Consider the following 1,286-nt stretch of genomic DNA (forward strand, 5'->3'; position numbering starts at 1 on the left):
GTACGTGTCCAGCCTGGTTGGCGACATCGCGCTGTGGATCTTCGCGGTGCAGGAGCTGCGCCGGCAGAACATCGATCGCGCGCTGCGACCGGGGTTGTTCGGCCCGGCCCGCCGCATCAAGGGCGCCTGGGATTTCGTCTGGACGACCAACTTCTCCCACTCGATCTGGTCGGCCCGTAACGCGGGCACCAACGTGCTGGTCGGCGTCATGCTGGGCCCCACGGCAGCCGGCCTGTTCAAGGTCGCCATGACCTTCTTCGACGCGGCCGGCACGCCCGCCTCGCTCATGCAGAAAAGCTTCTATCCCGAGATCATGCGACTCGACCCGGCCAGCACGCGGCCGTGGAAGCTGGGTCTGCGCTCGGGAGCCCTCGCCGGCGGCCTGGGCGTGCTCGTCGCCCTGCTGGTGTTCGTCGTGGGTAAACCGCTGATCTCCGCGGTGTTCGGCGCGAAGTATCTCGAGTCCTACAGTCTGCTCCAGGTCATGTGCGGCGCCCTCGTGGTCTCCATGGCGGGCTTTCCCCTCGAATCGCTGCTCTACATCGCCAGCCGCCAGCGCGCGGCGCTGGTCGCGCAAGGACTTGCGGCACTGATATACGTCGGGCTGCTCATCGGATTGACACATCACTTTGGCATCATGGGCGCAGCCGTCGCCTATTTCGGTGGTCAGTGCCTGGAAGCGTTCTTCTTCCTGATCCCGACCCTGTCCTCCTTCCGTAGGCGACATACGCTTTCGTTCTACAAGCCCGAGGAAGTGCAGGAATGATCCGCAGTCGTGGAACCACGTGGCAGACCTTTCCGGCCGAAACGTTGCGGCGCTTGTTCGACGCCGTGGATGTGAACGATATCGTCGACGCCCATGTCGCCCTTCCCGACCCCATCGATCTGGCATGCCCGGAGGAATCGATCCGGCAGTGTTACGCGCTGTGCCTGCAATTCTGGAAAGACGGCGTCACGCGCGCGGACGCGTTGCGACTGGTCAACAAGCTGCTTCGCAACGAAGCGCTGAGCGCCGACGAACGCCTTGAGTTCAAGCACATCCGTGCGAGATACAAGCACCTGCGCTTTGCGCAACGGCTATACAGCAAGCGTCACGCCGCGGACTACCTGTTCGATAAGACCACGCGCGTCCTGGGCAAGCTGCAGGATGCGTTTCGCAGCGGCCGGCGCGGCGACATCGTCCGCAGTGGGTTGAGACTGCGGGTGCTGCTGTCAAAGCCTGTCTGGTCGGTTGTCCAGCGCTCGATGGAAAACACACAGCTGGACAGCGAGGCGGGAGTTATCGC

At 63.7% G+C, this 1,286-nt stretch carries 2 protein-coding genes; both read left to right on the plus strand.

Going from position 1 to position 1,286, the window contains the following annotated elements:
• Positions 1 to 766, plus strand: a 766-nt coding sequence (locus tag AC1DT2_RS23695) for a lipopolysaccharide biosynthesis protein (RefSeq protein ID WP_477299136.1), incomplete at its 5' end; no start/stop codon positions are given.
• Positions 763 to 1,286: hypothetical protein (locus AC1DT2_RS23700; RefSeq protein WP_477299137.1), on the plus strand; the 524-nt coding region annotated here is incomplete at its 3' end. The genes AC1DT2_RS23695 and AC1DT2_RS23700, both read left to right, overlap by 4 nt.

The organism is Luteibacter sp. P4_E6 (genome assembly GCF_056401535.1).